This window comes from Pseudonocardia sp. HH130630-07, assembly GCF_001698125.1.
Classification (GTDB): Bacteria; Actinomycetota; Actinomycetes; order Mycobacteriales; family Pseudonocardiaceae; genus Pseudonocardia.
In genome coordinates, this window is the sequence record NZ_CP013854.1 from 5,282,761 (window position 1) to 5,299,332 (window position 16,572).

General features: G+C 75.2%; 12 protein-coding genes. 9 read left to right on the top strand and 3 right to left on the bottom strand.

All coding sequences use genetic code 11. From position 1 onward, the window contains the following. Nucleotides 1-145: 145 nt before the first annotated feature. Nucleotides 146-1,711, top strand: a complete 1,566-nt coding sequence (locus AFB00_RS25055; protein WP_068799228.1) for a PucR family transcriptional regulator — start codon at nt 146-148, stop codon at nt 1,709-1,711. Nucleotides 1,712-1,713: 2 nt separating this feature from the next. Here AFB00_RS25055 and AFB00_RS25060 read toward each other — a convergent pair whose 3' ends face one another. Then, nucleotides 1,714-3,183, bottom strand: a complete 1,470-nt coding sequence (locus AFB00_RS25060; RefSeq protein ID WP_068799229.1) for an amidohydrolase family protein — start codon at nt 3,181-3,183, stop codon at nt 1,714-1,716. Next, complete coding sequence (locus AFB00_RS25065) at nt 3,180-4,427, bottom strand: MFS transporter (protein ID WP_068799230.1); 1,248 nt, start codon at nt 4,425-4,427, stop codon at nt 3,180-3,182. The genes AFB00_RS25060 and AFB00_RS25065 overlap by 4 nt, the downstream gene beginning before the upstream one ends. Before the next feature lie 166 nt (nt 4,428-4,593). On the opposite strand from AFB00_RS25065, the gene AFB00_RS25070 reads away from it, so the two are divergent. The 6 genes from AFB00_RS25070 (at nt 4,594) to AFB00_RS25095 (ending at nt 13,174) form a co-directional block, all read left to right on the top strand. Continuing rightward, entirely contained in the window at nt 4,594-5,880 is a 1,287-nt protein-coding gene (locus AFB00_RS25070; protein ID WP_068799231.1) for an NAD(P)/FAD-dependent oxidoreductase, read from the top strand. Between the two features lie 157 nt (nt 5,881-6,037). Next, nucleotides 6,038-7,660: an ABC-F family ATP-binding cassette domain-containing protein gene (locus tag AFB00_RS25075; protein ID WP_068799232.1), complete on the top strand. Its 1,623-nt coding sequence runs from the start codon at nt 6,038-6,040 to the stop codon at nt 7,658-7,660. Nucleotides 7,661-8,023: 363 nt separating this feature from the next. Next, nucleotides 8,024-8,233 (top strand): helix-turn-helix domain-containing protein, encoded by a 210-nt coding sequence (locus AFB00_RS25080; RefSeq protein ID WP_010240451.1) that lies wholly within the window; start codon nt 8,024-8,026, stop codon nt 8,231-8,233. 161 nt (nt 8,234-8,394) lie between these two features. Continuing rightward, complete coding sequence (locus tag AFB00_RS25085) at nt 8,395-10,281, top strand: ABC transporter ATP-binding protein (RefSeq protein ID WP_068799233.1); 1,887 nt, start codon at nt 8,395-8,397, stop codon at nt 10,279-10,281. 40 nt (nt 10,282-10,321) lie between these two features. Next, the gene (locus tag AFB00_RS25090) at nt 10,322-11,533 is read left to right on the top strand and encodes an amidohydrolase family protein (protein WP_068799234.1); all 1,212 of its coding nucleotides are present in this window, start codon (nt 10,322-10,324) and stop codon (nt 11,531-11,533) included. A gap of 150 nt (nt 11,534-11,683) precedes the next feature. Next, the gene (locus AFB00_RS25095; RefSeq protein WP_068799235.1) at nt 11,684-13,174 is read left to right on the top strand and encodes a serine hydrolase domain-containing protein; all 1,491 of its coding nucleotides are present in this window, start codon (nt 11,684-11,686) and stop codon (nt 13,172-13,174) included. Here AFB00_RS25095 and AFB00_RS25100 read toward each other — a convergent pair. After that, nucleotides 13,100-13,675, bottom strand: a complete 576-nt coding sequence (locus tag AFB00_RS25100; RefSeq protein ID WP_068799236.1) for a TetR/AcrR family transcriptional regulator — start codon at nt 13,673-13,675, stop codon at nt 13,100-13,102. The two genes, AFB00_RS25095 and AFB00_RS25100, sit on opposite strands and share 75 nt — an antisense overlap. A gap of 113 nt (nt 13,676-13,788) precedes the next feature. On the opposite strand from AFB00_RS25100, the gene egtA reads away from it, so the two are divergent. Further along, entirely contained in the window at nt 13,789-15,216 is a 1,428-nt protein-coding gene (gene egtA, locus AFB00_RS25105) for an ergothioneine biosynthesis glutamate--cysteine ligase EgtA (protein WP_068799237.1), read from the top strand. Next, nucleotides 15,213-16,571 carry an ergothioneine biosynthesis protein EgtB gene (gene egtB, locus AFB00_RS25110; protein WP_068799238.1) on the top strand — a complete coding sequence of 453 codons (1,359 nt, stop codon included), beginning with the start codon at nt 15,213-15,215 and terminating at the stop codon, nt 16,569-16,571. The genes egtA and egtB overlap by 4 nt, the downstream gene beginning before the upstream one ends. Nucleotide 16,572: the final 1 nt, after the last annotated feature.

Consider the following 16,572-nt stretch of genomic DNA (forward strand, 5'->3'; position numbering starts at 1 on the left):
CACCGTAGGCAGCCGGGCCGCCGGGCGCCCGGCGGGTTTGGGCGGCAGCCGGTGCCGGTCGTGGCCGGTAGGGTTCCGGCGTGCCGTTCCCTCCCTCCGCGCCGGGCGCGGTCACCGGTGGCTGCGACCGTGCGGTGCGGGACCGGTGGACTCCGCGGTAGGGGCCGGCGGCCACCGGCCCGCGACCCGGCTGGCCCGCCTCGTCGCCGATCTCGGGCCCGTCCTGCGGGTGGTGACCGGCCCCGCGGAACGGCCGGTGGAGGGGCTGACGATCCTGGACCCGGCCGAGCCCGGCGGGCCGGCGGGAGACCTCGCCGTCCTCGGGGTCGGGCTCGTCCCCGCGACGGCGGCCGACGCCCTCACCCGGCTGGCGGGCTGTGCCGCGCTGCTGCTCAAGCCGCCCGCGGCGACCGACCCCGCGGTCGCCGACGCGGCGACGGCGGCCGGGGTCACCGTGGTCGAGGTGGCCCCCGGGGTGGCCTGGGAGCAGCTGCTCCTGCTGCTGCGCCGGACCCTGGACCCGGTGACCGTGGTCGGCGACGACGGCACGGGCGACCTGTTCCAGCTGGCCAACGAGATCGCCGCGCTGCTCGACGCCCCGGTCACGATCGAGGACCCGGCGTTCCGGGTGCTGGCGTTCTCCGCCGGCCAGGAGGACACCGACGCCGGCCGGGTCGCGACGGTGCTCGGCCGCCGGGTGCCCGGCAGCTACCAGGACCGGCTCGTGCGGTCCGGGGTCTTCCGCGAGCTGGCCGCCACCACGGGTCCGGTGTTCGTGCCCGCGGTGTTCCCCGGCGAACGGCCCCGGGTGGCGGTGGCCGTGCGCGCGGGGAGCACCGTCCTGGGCTCGGTGTGGGCGGTGGTCGGCGGGCCACCGACCGGGCAACGGGCGGCGGCGTTCCGGGCGGCGGCGGAGATCGTCGTCCCGCACCTGCTGCGCGAGCGGGCCACCCTCTCCGGCGGGTCCCGGATCCGCGCGGAGTTCCTCGCCGCGCTCCTGGCCCGCGAGGGGGACCCGGCGGACGCGGTCCGGCGCCTCGGCCTGTCCGGGACGCCGGTGTGCGTGGTCGCCGTCGAGGTCGACGCGGCCGGGGGCGCGGGGCAGGTGGCGGAGACCCACCGGGTCGCGGACGCGCTCGGGCTGCACCTGCGCCTCGTGCACCGGTCCACCGCGGTGGTCGCGCTCGACGCCACCGTCTACGGCCTGCTCCCGATCACCGGCGAGTCCGCGGCGCTGCGGGTGGTCGAGGAGTTCGTCGAGCGGTCCGGCTCCCGCACGTCGCTGCGGGCCGCGGTCGGCCGGGTGGTGGAGGACCCGGCCGCGGTGGCGGGTTCCCGGGCCGACGCCGACGACGTCCTGCACCTGCTCGCCCGGACCGGCGCGACGACGGCGTCGGTGCGCACCGTGCGCACCGACCTGCTGGTGCTGCGGCTCGCGGCGGGGGAGCGGGACCTGCCGGAGGACACGCTGGTCGCGGGCGCCCTGCGCTACGACGCCGAGCACGGCGCCGACCTGACCGGGACGCTGTCGGCGTACCTCGACGCGTTCGGCGACGTCGGCCGGGCCGCGGCCCGGCTGCACGTGCACCCGAACACGTTCCGCTACCGGCTGTCCCGGCTGGCCGAGGTCACCGGCGCCGACCTGGGCGATCCCGACGTCCGGCTCGGTGCCCTGATCGACCTGCGGCTGCTGCGCCTGCGCGGTCGCTAGCGCTACCCCGCGCGGACCGCGCGTCCTGGCAGCGCGTCCGGGACGAGCGCGCCGTCGCGGATGACGGCGGTCCCGGCCACGACGACGTGGGAGAAGCCGGAGCTGGGCCGCACCGGGTCGGCGAACGTCGCGTTGTCGGTGACGGTGCCCGGGTCGAACACGACGACGTCGGCGTCGGCCCCGACCGACAGCCGGCCCTTGCGCTCCATCGCGGGCACCCCGCGGGCCGCGATCCCGGCCGGCACCGTGCTGCACCGGCGGACCGCCTCGGCGAGGTCGAGCGCACCCGACTCGCGGACGAGCGTGCGCAGGGTCCGGCTGTAGGTCCCCGCGGTCCGCGGATGGCCGACGGCGTCCGCGGGCAGCGGCCACGCCAGCGGGTCCACGGTCCCGCCGGGCCGGAACGGCTCGCCGCCGTCGGAGGCGACAGCGGTCTCGCCGAAGACCATCGCCTTGCGGATCAGCTCCCGGTCGGCGGGATCGGCCTCGTCGAGGAAGTGCACGAACGCCCACTCCGAACCGTGCTCGGCGCGCATCCGGGACAGCTCCCCGGCGTCGGCCATCCGCCGGCCGGAGGCCAGGTGCTGGATGGACGACGGAGTGAGACCCCGGCGGTGCAGCAGGTCCGGGGCGAGGAACGCGGCCCCGATCCCGGTCATCCCGCTGCCGTAGGGGTAGGCCTCGGTGGTGACCGGCGACCCGGCCGCGACCGCCCGGGACACGGTGGCGTGCACCCGGTCGAGGTGCCGGCCCGAGGTGCTGTTGACGTGGCAGTAGTGCATGTGGGCGCCGGTCTCCCCGGCCGCCCGGACGATCTCCTCGGCGCCGTCGACGACCCCGCCCGGGTCCTGCTCGACCAGGTCCCGCGCGTGGGTGTAGGTCGGCCGCCCGGCCGCGGCCGCCGCGGCGGCGATCCGCACGTACTCCTGCGCGTCGATGCCCGGCGCGTAGCCGACCGGGATGCCCACCCCGAGCGCGCCGTCGGCGAGGTCGTCCTCGACCAGCCCGATCACCCGGTCGATCAGGCCCGGCTCGGCGGCCCGCTGCCACTGCGGCACCGTCATCGCGGTGAAGACGTCGGCCAGCCGGCCGGTCGCGGGCACCCCGCCGACGACCTGCAGGCGGGCCGCGCCCCAGCTCGTCGCGAAGCCGTAGTTGATCGGCCGGCCGGCCCGGGCGGCGCGTTCGTAGGCGGCCGCCGCCGGGTACATGCCGACCTCCAGCTCCAGCGCGGTCGTCACGCCGTCGAAGGCCTGCAGGCGCATCCCGGGGATGTCCTCGCAGTGGCTGTGCAGGTCGACGAAGCCCGGCGCGACGACGAGCCCGCGGGCGTCGATCTCCCGCCGGCCGGTCAGCCCGGTCCCGACCTCGGTGACGGTGCCCGCCGTGATCCCGACGTCGAGGACGGCGTCGACCCCCGATCCGGGGTCGACGAGCCGTCCACCGGTGATCACCAGGTCGTGCTCGGTCATGATGCTCCCTCCGTCGCGGTGGCCGGCACGTCCGCCCGGCGGGGGCGGGTCACCAGCGAGATCAGTGCGGCCAGCAGCGTGGTCGCGGCGAGCAGCCCGAACGCGGCGCCGAACCCGGCCCGGTCGGCCAGCCAGCCCATGGCCAGCGGGGCGAGCACCCCGGCGAGCTGGCCGCCGGTGTTCACCACGCCCATCCCGGACCCGACGAGATCGCGCGGCAGTGACCGCAGCGGCATGCCGACGATGCCGATCGCGGCGAGCGCGCTGCTGAACATGGCGAGGCTCTGCAGCACGGTGAACGTCGTCGTGGACGTGGTCAGCAGCATCGGCACGAGCAGGACCGCGGACACCACCAGCGCGGGGACGACGAGCCGGCGCGGGTCGGCGTCGAACCGGCGGCTCATCAGCGTGCCGCCGACGATGACGCCGGCCGCCGTCACGAGCAGCGGGATCGACGCCGACACCCCGGCGGCCACCAGGGACAGCCCCCTGGCCTCCACCAGGTAGGACGGCACCCAGGTGATCATCCCGTAGTTGAGCATGTTGAAGCAGGCGAACATGAGCGCGCAGCGCAGGACCAGACCGTTGGTCAGCACGTGGCGCAGCGGCATGGCCGGTGCGTCGGTGCGGGCATCCGGCTCGGTCAGCTCCCGGGGCAGCGGCGGCGGCAGCAGCTTCCACAGGACAACGCCGAGGACGAGCCCGCCGACGGCGACGATCCAGAACGTGTGCCGCCAGCCGGTGAGCACGACGAGCGGGGCGACGATCAGCGGCCCGAGCCCGGCACCGACGAAGTTCGACGACAGCATCAGCCCGGCACTGCGGGTGCGCGCCTCCCGGGTGGTCCGCTCGGCGAGCGCCTTGAACGACGCGGCCGGGAACAGCGCCTGCGCCACCCCGAACAGCGCGCGCAGGACGAGCAGGGTGACCAGGCCGGGGGCGAACCCGGTGGCCGCGGTGAACACCGACCAGCCGACCAGTGACGCCAGCAGCAGCGGCTTGGCGCCGACCCGGTCGGCCAGCAGCCCGCCGGGCAGCTGGGTGACCATGTAGGCGATGGCGAACGCGGAGACGACCAGCCCCTGCTCGGTGCGGGTGAGGCCGAACTCGGCGCCGATCAGCGGCAGCGCGACGGCGATCATGACGCGGTCGATGTAGTCGATGATGTAGACGCCGACCAGCAGGCCGACGGTCCGTCGTCCGGTCCGCCGGACGGTCGCGGGTGACGTGCTGGTCGTACTCACTCGTGCGCCTCCCCGTGCTGTGGGCGATAGGGGATTGTGCCGCCGGGACCCACCTGGCGCGGTTCGTGCGATCGACCGAGGAACGCGGGCGTCGTTCGTCGGATCGCACGAGTGCCACCGGTCGTCACAGCGGTGACCATGCGGATACCCGTCGTGAGGAGTTCCGGTGAGCGTCCGTCCACCCCGCCGTGCCGTCGTCATCGGTGCCGGCGTCGTCGGCCTGTCCTGCGCCTGGCACCTGCAGCGGCACGGTGCCGAGGTCACGGTGCTGGACCGGTCCACCGTCGGGGCCGGTGCGTCCTGGGGCAACGCCGGCTACCTGACGCCGGCGCTCACCGTGCCGCTGCCGGAGCCGGCGCTGCTCCGCGAGGGGATCCGCGGGCTCGGTGACGCCGACTCCCCGCTGGCCCTGGACCCGCGGCCGGATCCGGGCACCGTGGCCTTCCTCGCGGCGTTCGCCCGCAACTCGACCGCGCCGCGGTGGCGGCGGGCGCTGGCCGCGCTGGCCCCGCTCGCCGCCGGGGCGCTGGGCGCGTTCGACGAGTTGGCCGACGCCGGGGTCGAGGTGCGGACCCATCCGGCGACGGTCCGGGTCGGGTTCCGCCCCGGCGCGGACACCACGGGCCTGACGCACGAGCTGGCCGCCGTCCGCGCGTCCGGGCTGGCCGTCGAGCACGGTCCCGGCACCACCGGCCCGCCGTTCTCCGAGCGGATCGGCCGGGTCGTGGACCTGCACGGGCAGCGCTACGTCGACCCCGGCCAGGTCCTGGCCGCGCTCGCCGGCGCGGTCCGGGACCGGGGCGGGCGGATCGTGCCCGGTGCCGCGGTGCGGACGGTCGGCTTCGGTCCGGACGGGCTGCAGGTCGACACCTGGTCCGGCGCGCCGCACCCGGCGGACGCCGTCGTCGTCGCGACCGGGGCCTGGCTGCCGGAGCTGGGCCGCGCACTGGGGCTGCGGGTCCCCGTCCGGGCCGGCCGCGGCTACTCCTGCACGGTGGACCTGGGCGCGCCGCTCGACGGGCCGGTCTACCTGCCCGAGGCCCGGGTCGCCGTGACGCCCTACCGCGGCGCCGCCCGGCTCGCCGGCACGATGGAGATCACCGGAAGCGACGCGCCGTTCCGGCGGCGCCGCCTCGACGCCGTCGTCCGGTCGGTCACCCCGCTGCTCGCGGGGCTCGACCCCGAGTCGGTGCGCGACCCGTGGGTCGGCCCGCGCCCGCTGACCCCCGACGGCCTCCCGGTGATCGGCCCGGCCCGGCTGCCGGGGGTGTTCGTCGCGGGTGGGCACGGCATGTGGGGGCTGACGCTGGGCCCGGTCACCGGCCGGGTGCTGGCCGACCGCATCGCGACGGGGGAGGGCGTTCCGGAGCTCACCGCGCTGGATCCGGCGCGCTCCGGCCGGGGCCCGGCCGTCCTGAGCCGGGCCGGCTCGCCCGGCCCCGGGTCGTGGTGAGATCGCTCATGACGGTGCACCCGCATCGGGAATCCCGTGGACCCGGCCGGTAGCCTGGCGGCGTGGTCCTGATCGAGTAGCGGCGTTCCCGGGCACTCGTGTGCCCGGAGCCGGCCTCTCAGCACCGATCCCCGCACTCCGTCTGGAGCACTCCCACGTGATCAGCACGAGCAACATCGAACTGCGCGCCGGATCCCGCATCCTGCTCTCCGGGGCGAACCTGCGCGTCCAGCCCGGCGACCGGATCGGGCTGGTCGGGCGCAACGGCGCCGGCAAGACGACCTCGATGCGGGTGCTGGCCGGCGAGGGCGAGCCGTACTCCGGCGAGGTCGTCTCGAACTCGCCGATCGGCTACCTGCCCCAGGACCCGCGCGAGGGCGACCTGTCGGTCGCGGCGAAGGACCGGGTGCTCTCCGCCCGCGGGCTGGACGTGCTGATCGCCAAGATGGAGAAGGCACAGACCGCGATGGCCGAGATCGTCGACGGCCCGCAGAACGAGCGCGCGGTCCGCGAGTACGGGCGGCTGGAGGAGCGGTTCTCCGCGCTCGGCGGGTACGCGGCGGAGTCCGAGGCCGCGCGGATCTGCACCCATCTCGGCCTGCCCGACCGGGTGCTGGCGCAACCGATGCGCACCCTGTCCGGTGGCCAGCGCCGCCGGGTGGAGCTGGCCCGGATCCTGTTCGCCGCGTCCGACGGCGGCTCGCGGTCGGCCACCACGCTGCTGCTCGACGAGCCGACCAACCACCTCGACGCCGACTCGATCACCTGGCTGCGCGGGTTCCTGCAGGGCCACGAGGGCGGCCTCGTGGTGATCAGCCACGACACCGACCTGCTCGCCGCGGTCGTCAACAAGGTGTGGTTCCTCGACGCGACGCGCGGCGAGGCCGACCAGTACAACATGGACTGGAAGCGCTACCTGGAGGCCAGGGCGACCGACGAGAAGCGTCGTCGGCGGGAGCGGGCCAACGCGGAGAAGAAGGCGTCGGCGCTGCACGCCCAGGCCGCCAAGATGGGGGCGAAGGCGACGAAGGCGGTCGCCGCGAAGAACATGGCGCGCCGGGCCGACGCGCTGCTGTCCGGGCTGGACGAGGAGCGACAGTCCGACCGGGTCGCCCGGATCCGGTTCCCGAACCCGGCACCGTGCGGGCGGACCCCGATGACGGCGGAGGGGCTCACCAAGGCCTACGGCTCGCTGGAGGTCTTCACCGGCGTCGACCTCGCGGTGGACCGCGGGTCCAAGGTCGTCGTGCTGGGGCTCAACGGCGCGGGCAAGACGACCCTGCTGCGGCTGCTGGCCGGTACCGAGGAGCCCGACGCGGGCGGGGTCGTCCCCGGGCACGGCCTGCGGACCGGCTACTTCGCCCAGGAGCACGACACGCTCGACATGAACAGCTCGGTCTGGGACAACATCCGGCACGCCTCACCGGACGCCCCCGAGCAGCAGCTACGGACGCTGCTGGGGTCGTTCATGTTCTCCGGCGAGCAGCTCGAGCAGCCGGCCGGGACGCTGTCCGGCGGTGAGCGGACCCGGCTCGCGCTCGCCGGGCTGGTGTCCTCGGCGGCCAACGTCCTGCTGCTCGACGAGCCGACGAACAACCTGGATCCCGCCAGCCGCGAGCAGGTCCTGGACGCGCTGCGCCGGTTCGAGGGTGCCGTCGTGCTGGTGACGCACGATCCCGGCGCTGTGGAGGCCGTGGAGCCGGACCGGGTGATCGTCCTGCCGGACGGCACCGAGGACCACTGGTCCGCCGAGTACCTGGAACTCGTCCAGCTCGCCTGACCGGCCCCCTGCACCGCGCGGCGCCGTCCGGCGGGCGCACCGTGCGTGGTGTCGCCACTGCCGGTCGTCGCACCGCGTCGATGATCACCCGACCGGACCACCGTGATCGACCATTGCGCGGCGGGTGGTGAGGAACCGTTGATCGCATTGTGTGACAGCGATTCCACCGGGTGACGATCTTCGCTTCCGCGGGGAGTTTGTGTTCGCCCGGTCACGGATCCGAGTGCGCCGTTCGGGGTAACCGTTCACCGATCGCGTTTTCCGCGTTCTGGCCAGAAATCGGGATCTGGATCATCATGGCCTGATCGTCGCGACGGATGCGACGGTCCGCGGGGGCATCCGCGGTGGGATGAGGAGGGGCCGATGGCCGAGTTGAAGAAGGGCGCCCGGATCACCGGGACGCAGCGCGGAAAACTGGCCGCGGATCTGAAGAAGAAGTACGAGAAGGGCGCCAGCATCCGGTCGCTCGCCGAGCAGACGGGCCGGTCGTACGGTTTCGTGCACCGCGTTCTCTCGGAGACCGGCGTGACGCTGCGTGGGCGCGGCGGCGCCACCCGGACCAAGAAGAAGTAGCCGGGGGCGGCCGCAGGCCGGTCCCTGGCCGGGCTGCGGCCGGTGCCCGGGGCGACGACGTGTCTCGTCCGCCCCGGGCACGGCCGCCCGGCCGTCGCGCCGGGCGCGCCGTGCCGTCGTAACGTGGTTCCTCGCCGTCCACCACCGGCGAAGGGACACCGTTGGATCGCCCGCTCACCCTGATGCGCGGGGTCATCCGGGGGGCGGACTCGCCGTCCGTCCGTCGTGGCTCCATCGCACCCGGAACCTGGCCCCGGATCTGGGGCTTCGTCCGGCCGTACCGGCGCTGGCTGCTCGCCTACCTCGGGCTCACCACGGTGACAGCGGTGATCGGCGTCGTCACGCCGTTGCTGGCCGGCCGGATCGTCAACACGATCGTCGCCGCGAACGAACTGCCCGACGCGGCGCGGGTGGTGATCGTGATCGCCGCGGCCATCGCCGGGATGGCCGTGCTGGAGTCGGTCGTCGGTCTCGCCGGGCGCTGGTTCTCCTCCCGGCTGGGCGAGGGACTGGTCGAGAACCTGCGCGTCGCGGTCTTCACCCACGTCCAGGCGATGCCGCTGGCGTTCTTCGCCCGCACCCGGACCGGTGCGCTGGTCAGCCGGCTCAACAACGACGTCATCGGCGCCCAGTCGGCGATCACCAGCACCCTGTCCACGGTGCTGGCGAACTCGATCCAGCTCGTACTGGCCGTCGCGGTGATGATCGGGCTCGCCTGGCAGGTCACGGTGCTGGCGATGCTGCTGCTGCCGGTGTTCGTGCTGCCGGCCCGGCGGATGGGGACCTGGCTGGCCGAGCTGCGGCGGGAGGCTGCCGAGCTCAACGCGACCATGGGCAACCAGATGACCGAGCGGTTCTCCGCACCCGGCGCGACGCTGGTCAAGCTCTTCGGTGACCCTGCGGACGAGGCCGCGGTGTTCCGTGGGCAGGTCTCGCGGGTGCGCGACATCGGGGTCCGGTCGGCGATGGTGTCACGGCTGTTCGTCACCGCCCTGCAGCTGGTGTCCGCGCTGGCCCAGGCGCTGATCTACGGTCTCGGCGGCTACCTGGCGGTGACCGGGCGGATCCCGGCCGGGACGGTCGTCGCGCTCGGGTTGCTGCTGACCCGGCTCTACACGCCGATGACGGCGCTCGCGAACGCCCGGGTCGACATCATGACGGCGCTGGTCGCGTTCGAGCGGGTCTTCGAGGTGCTGGACCTGCGGCCTTCGATCACCGAGCGCGCCGACCCGCGCCCGCTGCCGGCCGGCCCGGTCGACGTCGCGCTGCGCGGGGTCCGGTTCACCTACCCGACCGCGTCGGAGGTCTCGCTGGCCTCGCTGGAGGAGGTCGCCGTCCTCGACCAGCGGGCCGGTGCCGAGGTGCTGCACGGCGTCGACCTGTACATCCGCGGCGGCGGCCTGCTCGCACTGGTCGGGACCTCCGGCGCCGGCAAGTCGACGCTGGCCTCGCTGGTCCCGCGGCTGTACGACGTCGGCTCCGGTGCCGTCGAGCTGTCCGGTGTCGACGTGCGCGACCTGTCGTTCGCGACGCTGCGGGGCACCGTCGGGATGGTGACCCAGGACGGTCACCTGTTCCACGAGACGATCGCCGCGAACCTGCGCTACGCGGCCCCCGGGGCGACCGACGACGAGATGGTCGACGCGCTGCGCCGGGCCCGGCTCGGCGACCTGCTGGACACGCTCCCGGACGGGCTCGGCACCGTCGTGGGGGAGCGCGGCTACCGGCTCTCCGGCGGCGAGCGCCAACGCCTCACCATCGCCCGGCTGCTGCTCGCCCGGCCCCGGGTGGTGATCCTCGACGAGGCCACGGCCCACCTCGACTCCGAGTCCGAGGCTGCGGTGCAGGAGGCGCTGACCGAGGCACTCGTCGGGCGGACCGCGATCGTCATCGCGCACCGGCTGTCGACGGTCCGCTCCGCCGACCGGATCGCCGTGCTGGAGGCGGGACGGGTGGTGGAGACGGGTACCCACGAGGAGCTGCTGGCCGCCGGGGGCAGGTATGCGACCCTCTACCGCACCCAGTTCGCGCCGGCGGCCGTCCGCTGACGGCTCCCGGTCGCGGACCCGAGCCGGAGGGCCGACACGCGTGTTCATCGTCGATGCCGACCGGATCCTGGTGGGGCCGGTGGGCGAGGTGCTCCCCGGTGCCGGGGTGCTCGTCGACGGTGCCGTGATCGCGGAGGTCGGCCCGGTCGAGGAGATCCTGCGGCGACACCCGGGCGTGCCGCGGTCCGCGCACCCCGGCCGGACCCTCCTCCCCGGGCTGGTGAACTCGCACGTCCATCTCGCGGCCGACCTCAGCCGGGACCCGTTCGGCACGGTCCGGGCCGGCGACCGGCCCGTGACCAGGGCGCTGGTCGAGCGGAACGCCCGGGCGTGCCTGCGGGCCGGCTGCACGACGGTGCGCGACCTGGGCGATGCCGCGGGCGTCGTCGCCGAGGTCCGGGACGACCCGCGAGGGGCGGACCTGCCGCGGATCCTCACCGCCGGGACCCCGCTGACGATCACCGGAGGGCACTGCTGGTTCCTCGGCGGAGTGGCGGACACCGAGTCCGAGTTGCGTGCCGCGATCGACCGCACCGCCGGGACCGCCGACCTGGTCAAGATCATGGCCGGCGGCGGGCAGATGACCCCCGGCGGGCCCAGCCAGTACGAACCGCAGTACCCGGCCGAGCTGCTGCGGGTCGTCGTCGAGCACGCGGCGCAGCACGGGCTCCCGGTGGCCGCGCACGCCCACGGCACCGTTCCGATCATCCGATGCGTCGACGCCGGGGTGTCGACCGTCGAGCACTGCGGCTGGCACTCCGGTGCCGGCCGGACCGACCGCTCCGACTCCCACGCCCGGTCGATGGCCCGCCACGGGATCGTCGCCGGTAACACCACGGCTCCGCAGTGGCGCGACATGGCAGCCAGGACGCCGATCCCCGAGGGGACCCGGTTCGGCGACCAGTGGGTCTGGATGCACGAACACGGCGTCCCCATCGTGATCGGGACCGATTCGGGCATGCCCAACGCCGTCTTCGACGGGTTCCGTGCCGGTCTGGAGATGTTCGAGGAGCTCGGCTTCGACCGCGACTGGATCATCGGGACCGCGACGTCCGGTGCCGCGGCCCGGCTCGGGCTGGGCGACCGTACCGGCGCCGTCCGTCCAGGTCTCGCCGCCGATCTCGTCGTGGTCGACGGCGATCCCCGCGACGACCTCGATCGGCTGCACCGCCCGGTCGAGGTGGTGGCCGGTGGGCGCCGCCACACGCAGGACGATCTGGTCGCCGAACCACGGGAGCGCCCGGCGCGCTGAGGGCTACCCCGGGTCCGGGACCCGGGGAACCCCGGAGCCGGTACGTGACCGGACGCAGGAGTGTCGGCGGTGTCGCGCCGATCGCCACGAGGAGTAGCCATGCGTCCGTCCCGTCCCGCACCGGGTCCAGGCCGGGGGAGGCCGTCGACCGTGCTCCGCGGGCTCGTCCTCGCGGTCGTCGTCGCGGTGGCCGCGGCCGGTACGGCCGTCGCGGCACCGGTGACCGCGGCCGGCCCCGGCGCGCTGCACGACTACGCCGCCGAGTTCGCCGTCCCCGGTGCGGTCGCCGTCGTCGTCACGGGTGGGCCGCAGGGCCGGGCCACGACCGTCCCGTACGGCCGGACCTCCGACGGCGACCCGGTCACCGGGGACACCCCGTTCCGGATCGCCTCGATGAGCAAGGCGTTCACCGCGCTCGCCGTGCAGCGGCTCGCCGAGCAGGGCCGGCTCGACCTGGACGGGCCGGTCGCGGCGGCGCTGCCCGGTTTCGCGGTCGCCGACCCACGGGGGCAGCGGATGACCGTGCGGCACCTGCTGACGCACACCTCCGGGCTGTCCGACGCCGACGTCGACGAGTTCGCGCTGCCCCCGCAGGAGTCCGCGGCCGCGCTGGTGCAGCGGCTGCGGGGGCTGCCGCTCGCCGCGGAGCCGGGCACCCGGTTCGAGTACCTCAACGCCAACTACGTGGTCGTGGCCCGGCTGGTCGAGGTCGTCACCGGGCGCCCGTTCGGCGACCATCTGGCGGATGCCGTGTTCCGTCCACTGGGCATGGACCGCACCGTGGCCACCGACCGCTGTGACGCGGCGGTACCCGGGCTCGCCCGCGGCCACGTCGGCGCCTACGGGGTGCAGGTACCGGCCCCGGAGATCCCGTCGCTGTGCGCGGGTGACGGTGGCATCGTGACCACCGCTGACGATCTCACCCGATGGCTGCGGTTCCGGCTCGGCGACGGGACCGTCCCCGGCGGGGCGCGATTGGTCGGGGCCGCGGCGATGCGGGATGCGGTGACCCCGGCGCCCGCGACCGGCGGCTACGGCCTCGGCTGGGGGATCGAGGACCGCGCCGGCGGCCGGGTGCTGGCCGCGCACAGCGGCGCGATCGGGACCGCGTCGAGCGCGATCACGATCTCCTCGGCCGGCTCCGGTGCGTTCGTGCTGACCAACGGGCGTGGCGCTCCCGCGCTGCTCGCCGGGCAGTTCGTCGACGGGGCGGACGGCGTCGATCCGGGCCCGCCGGTGACGGACCCGATGCGCCGGATCGACCTGACCCTGCTCGGGGTGACGGTCCTGCTGGCCGCCGGTCTGCTCGCAGCGGTTCTGCGCGCCCCGGGGCGTGCCCGTCGGCTCGCCGGGCGGCGGCGCACGGTGTCCCTGCCGGTGCTGGCCGTGCTCGCCGGGCTGGTCCTGCTCCCGGCGGTGGCCGCGGCGAGCGGGGTCGTGAGCACGACGGCGTGGGTCTACGCGTTCTGGCTCGTGCCCGCCGCCGGGGTGCTCGCGGTCGTGCTGGTCGCCGGCGGGCTGGCGGCGCTCGCCGCCCGCGGGTCGGCCCGCTGGCGGGTCCGCAGGTCAGGGGCTGTGGGTGCGGGCGCGCACCCCGTTCTCCACGACGTCGAGGACGGCGTCAAGGTCGTCCACCGGTAGGCCCATCGCCAGGTGCGAGACCAGGCCCTCCAGCACCAGCTCCAGGTACTGCGCCAGTACCGGTACCGCGACGTCGTCGCGCAGCGCGCCCGCCGCGGCCTGTCGTTCCAGCCGGGCCCGGGTCGCGGCGGTCAGGGCCGCGGAGTGCTCCTGCCAGCGGGCCCGGAAGTCCGGATCGGTCCGCAGCCGGCGCGAGACCTCCAGCCGGGTGCCGAGCCAGCTGCGGTCCGAGCGGTCGTCCAGCAGGTCCCGCATCACCTGGACCAGCCCCTGCTCGGCGACGACGGCCGCCATCCGGTCCGCGTCGTCCTCGGCCAGGGCCAGGAACAACGCCTCCTTGTCCCGGAAGTAGTGGAAGATCGCCCCGCGGGACAGCCCCGTGTACTGCTCGAGGCGCCGCACGGTGGCGCCCTCGTAGCCGTGGTCGGCGAAACAGGTGCGCGCACCGGTGAGGATCTGCCGACGCCGGGCGGTGAGCTGGTCGGTGCTGACGCGGGGCATGCCCGCCAGTATTCCGTACGGTTGTCCGGCATGCCGGGAACCGCGCCCGCGGGGCACCGGAACCGCCCGCGGACGACCTGCGGTCGTCACCCGACAGGGGTACCGTTTTCGCGGTGACAGCGCACGCGAGCGCCGGCCGGGGTGACGGTGTCCTCCGCAGCCGGGCGGCGGCCGAGGCGTACGTGGCCTCGGTCTGCTTCAAACACGGTCCCCCTGCCCTGGTGGGTGTCGAGATCGAATGGATGCTCCACCGGCCCGCCCGGCCGGCCGAGCCGATCGACCCGGACACCCTGCGTGCGGCGCTCGGCGCGCACGCCCCACCCGCCCTGGATCCCGGCTCCGACGGGCGGCCACTTCCCGCCGGGGGCGCGGTCACCGTCGAGCCGGGCGGCCAGGTCGAGATCTCCAGCGCCCCGGCGTCCGGGCTGACGTCGCTGGTCGGCGACGTCTCCGCCGACACGGCGCACCTCCATCGTCTCCTCGCCCGGCACGGGCTGCGTCCGCACGCGCGTGCCGCCGACCCGGTACGTCCCGCCCGGCGGGTACTCGATCTTCCGCGCTACGCGGCCATGGAATGCGTATTCGACCGGGTGGGCCCGCACGGCCGCAGCGGGATGTGCTCCACGTCCGCCGTGCAGTTCAGCCTGGACGCCGGACCCGCGGCGTCGGTCGCCGAGCGGTGGGCGGTGCTGCACGAGATCGGTCCGGTGCTGCTCGCCGCGTTCGCGAACTCGCCGGTGCAGCACGGGCGGCGGACCGGCTGGAAGTCCTCCCGGCAGGCGTGCTGGCTGAGCCTGGACCCGGCACGCACCGCCCCACCGCCGGTCGGGGACACCGACCCGGCGACGACCTGGGCCCGGCGGGTCGTCGACACCCCGCTGCTGTGCGTGCCCCGCGCCGGCTCCTGGGACGTACCGCCCGGGGTGACGTTCGGGCAGTGGGCCTCGGGACAGGTCCGCGACGGGGTGCTCGCCCGGCCCCCGACCCGGGCCGATCTCGACTACCACGTGTCGACGCTGTTCCCGCCGGTCCGGCCGCAGGGCCACCTGGAGGTCCGCTACGTCGACGGTCAGCCCGGTGACGACTGGACGCTGCCCGCGGCGGTGCTGCTCGCACTGACGTCCTCGCCCGCGATCGTCGACCGGGCCAGGGAGATCTGCGAGCCGGTCCGCGACGCGTGGGTCACGGCCGCCCGCGACGCGCTGGCCGACCCGGCACTCGGCGCGGCGGCCGCCGCGCTGTTCCCGCTGGCCCACGGCGTCCTGCGGGCCGCGGGGACCCCGCTGGTGACCGCCCCCGGCGCGGTGCTGTCCCGGCTGGCCGAGGTGACCGAGTACCGCGTGCTGCGTGGCCGGTGCCCGGCCGACGAGCCGTTCCCGCTGGAACGCGACAGCGGCGGACCGCCGGCCGTCGGGTTCCCGCGGGGGTTGTACCTGGGAGACGCCGGTCCGGACCGGACGGCGACCCGCACCGGTGCGGATCCGCGACCCGGACCCGGCACCGGAACCGAACCGTCCCGCATCGAGGAGGGCGTGCGATGACCGTGCAGCCGACCACCGGACCCGCCGTGCCCGGCGAGTCACCCGAGACGACCCGTGACCGGGTCGCCGCGCTGCTCGCGCGTTCCCGCGAGCGCAGCACCCGGCTCACCGACCTCGACGACGGCGAGCTGACCGCGCAGCACTCGCCGCTGATGTCCCCGCTGGTCTGGGACCTCGCGCACATCGGCTCGCAGGAGGAGCTCTGGCTGGTCCGCGACGTCGGCGGCCGCACGCCGCTGCGCCCGGAGATCGACGGGCTCTACGACGCGTTCCAGCACAGCCGCTCGTCCCGGGTCGGGCTGCCGCTGCTGACCCCGGCCGAGGCCCGCGGCTACGTCGCGGAGGTCCGGGACAAGGCGCTCGACGCGCTGCACCGCAGCCCGCTGCGTGGCCGCCCGCTGGAGGACGACGGTTTCGCCTTCGGGATGATCGTGCAGCACGAACAGCAGCACGACGAGACCATGCTCGCCACCCACCAGCTCCGCAGCGGTGCCGCGGTCCTGGACGCACCCGCCCCGCCGCGGGCACCGGGCCCGGTCGCGGCCGATGCGGAGGTCCTCGTCCCGGCCGGCCCGTTCGAGATGGGGACCTCGGCCGAGCCGTGGGCGCTGGACAACGAGCGCCCGGCGCACGTCGTCGACCTGCCCGCGTTCCGGATCGGCGCCTACCCGGTCACCAACGGCCGGTACGCGGAGTTCGTCGACGCCGGTGGGTACGACGACCCGCGGCCGTGGACCGAGGCCGGCTGGGCGCACCGGGTCGCGGAGGACCTCGTCGCACCCCGGTTCTGGTCCCGCGACTCCGGCGGTGGCTGGTGGCGGCGCCGGTTCGGCGTCGTGGAGCCGCTGCCGCTCGACGAGCCGGTCGTGCACGTGACGTTCCACGAGGCCCAGGCGTTCGCCCGCTGGGCCGGTGCCCGGCTGCCCACCGAGGCCGAGTGGGAGAAGGCGGCCCGGTTCGATCCGGCCTCCGGCCGCTCCCGGCGGTTCCCGTGGGGGGACGACGACCCGACGTCCGCGCACGCCAACCTCGGCCAGCGGCACCTGCAGCCCGCCCCGGTGGGCGCCTATCCGGCGGGCGCGTCGGCGCTCGGGGTGCACCAGCTGCTCGGCGACGTCTGGGAGTGGTGCGATTCGGGCTGGCACCCGTACCCGGGGTTCCGGATGTTCCCGTACCCGGAGTACTCCGAGGTCTTCTTCGGCGGGGACTACGCGGTGCTGCGCGGCGGCTCGTTCGGGACGGACCCGGCGGCGGTCCGCGCGACGTTCCGCAACTGGGACCACCCGGTGCGCCGGCAGATCTTCTCGGGTTTCCGGCTCGCCCGGGACGCCTCGCCCGCCGAACGCGACCGCTGAG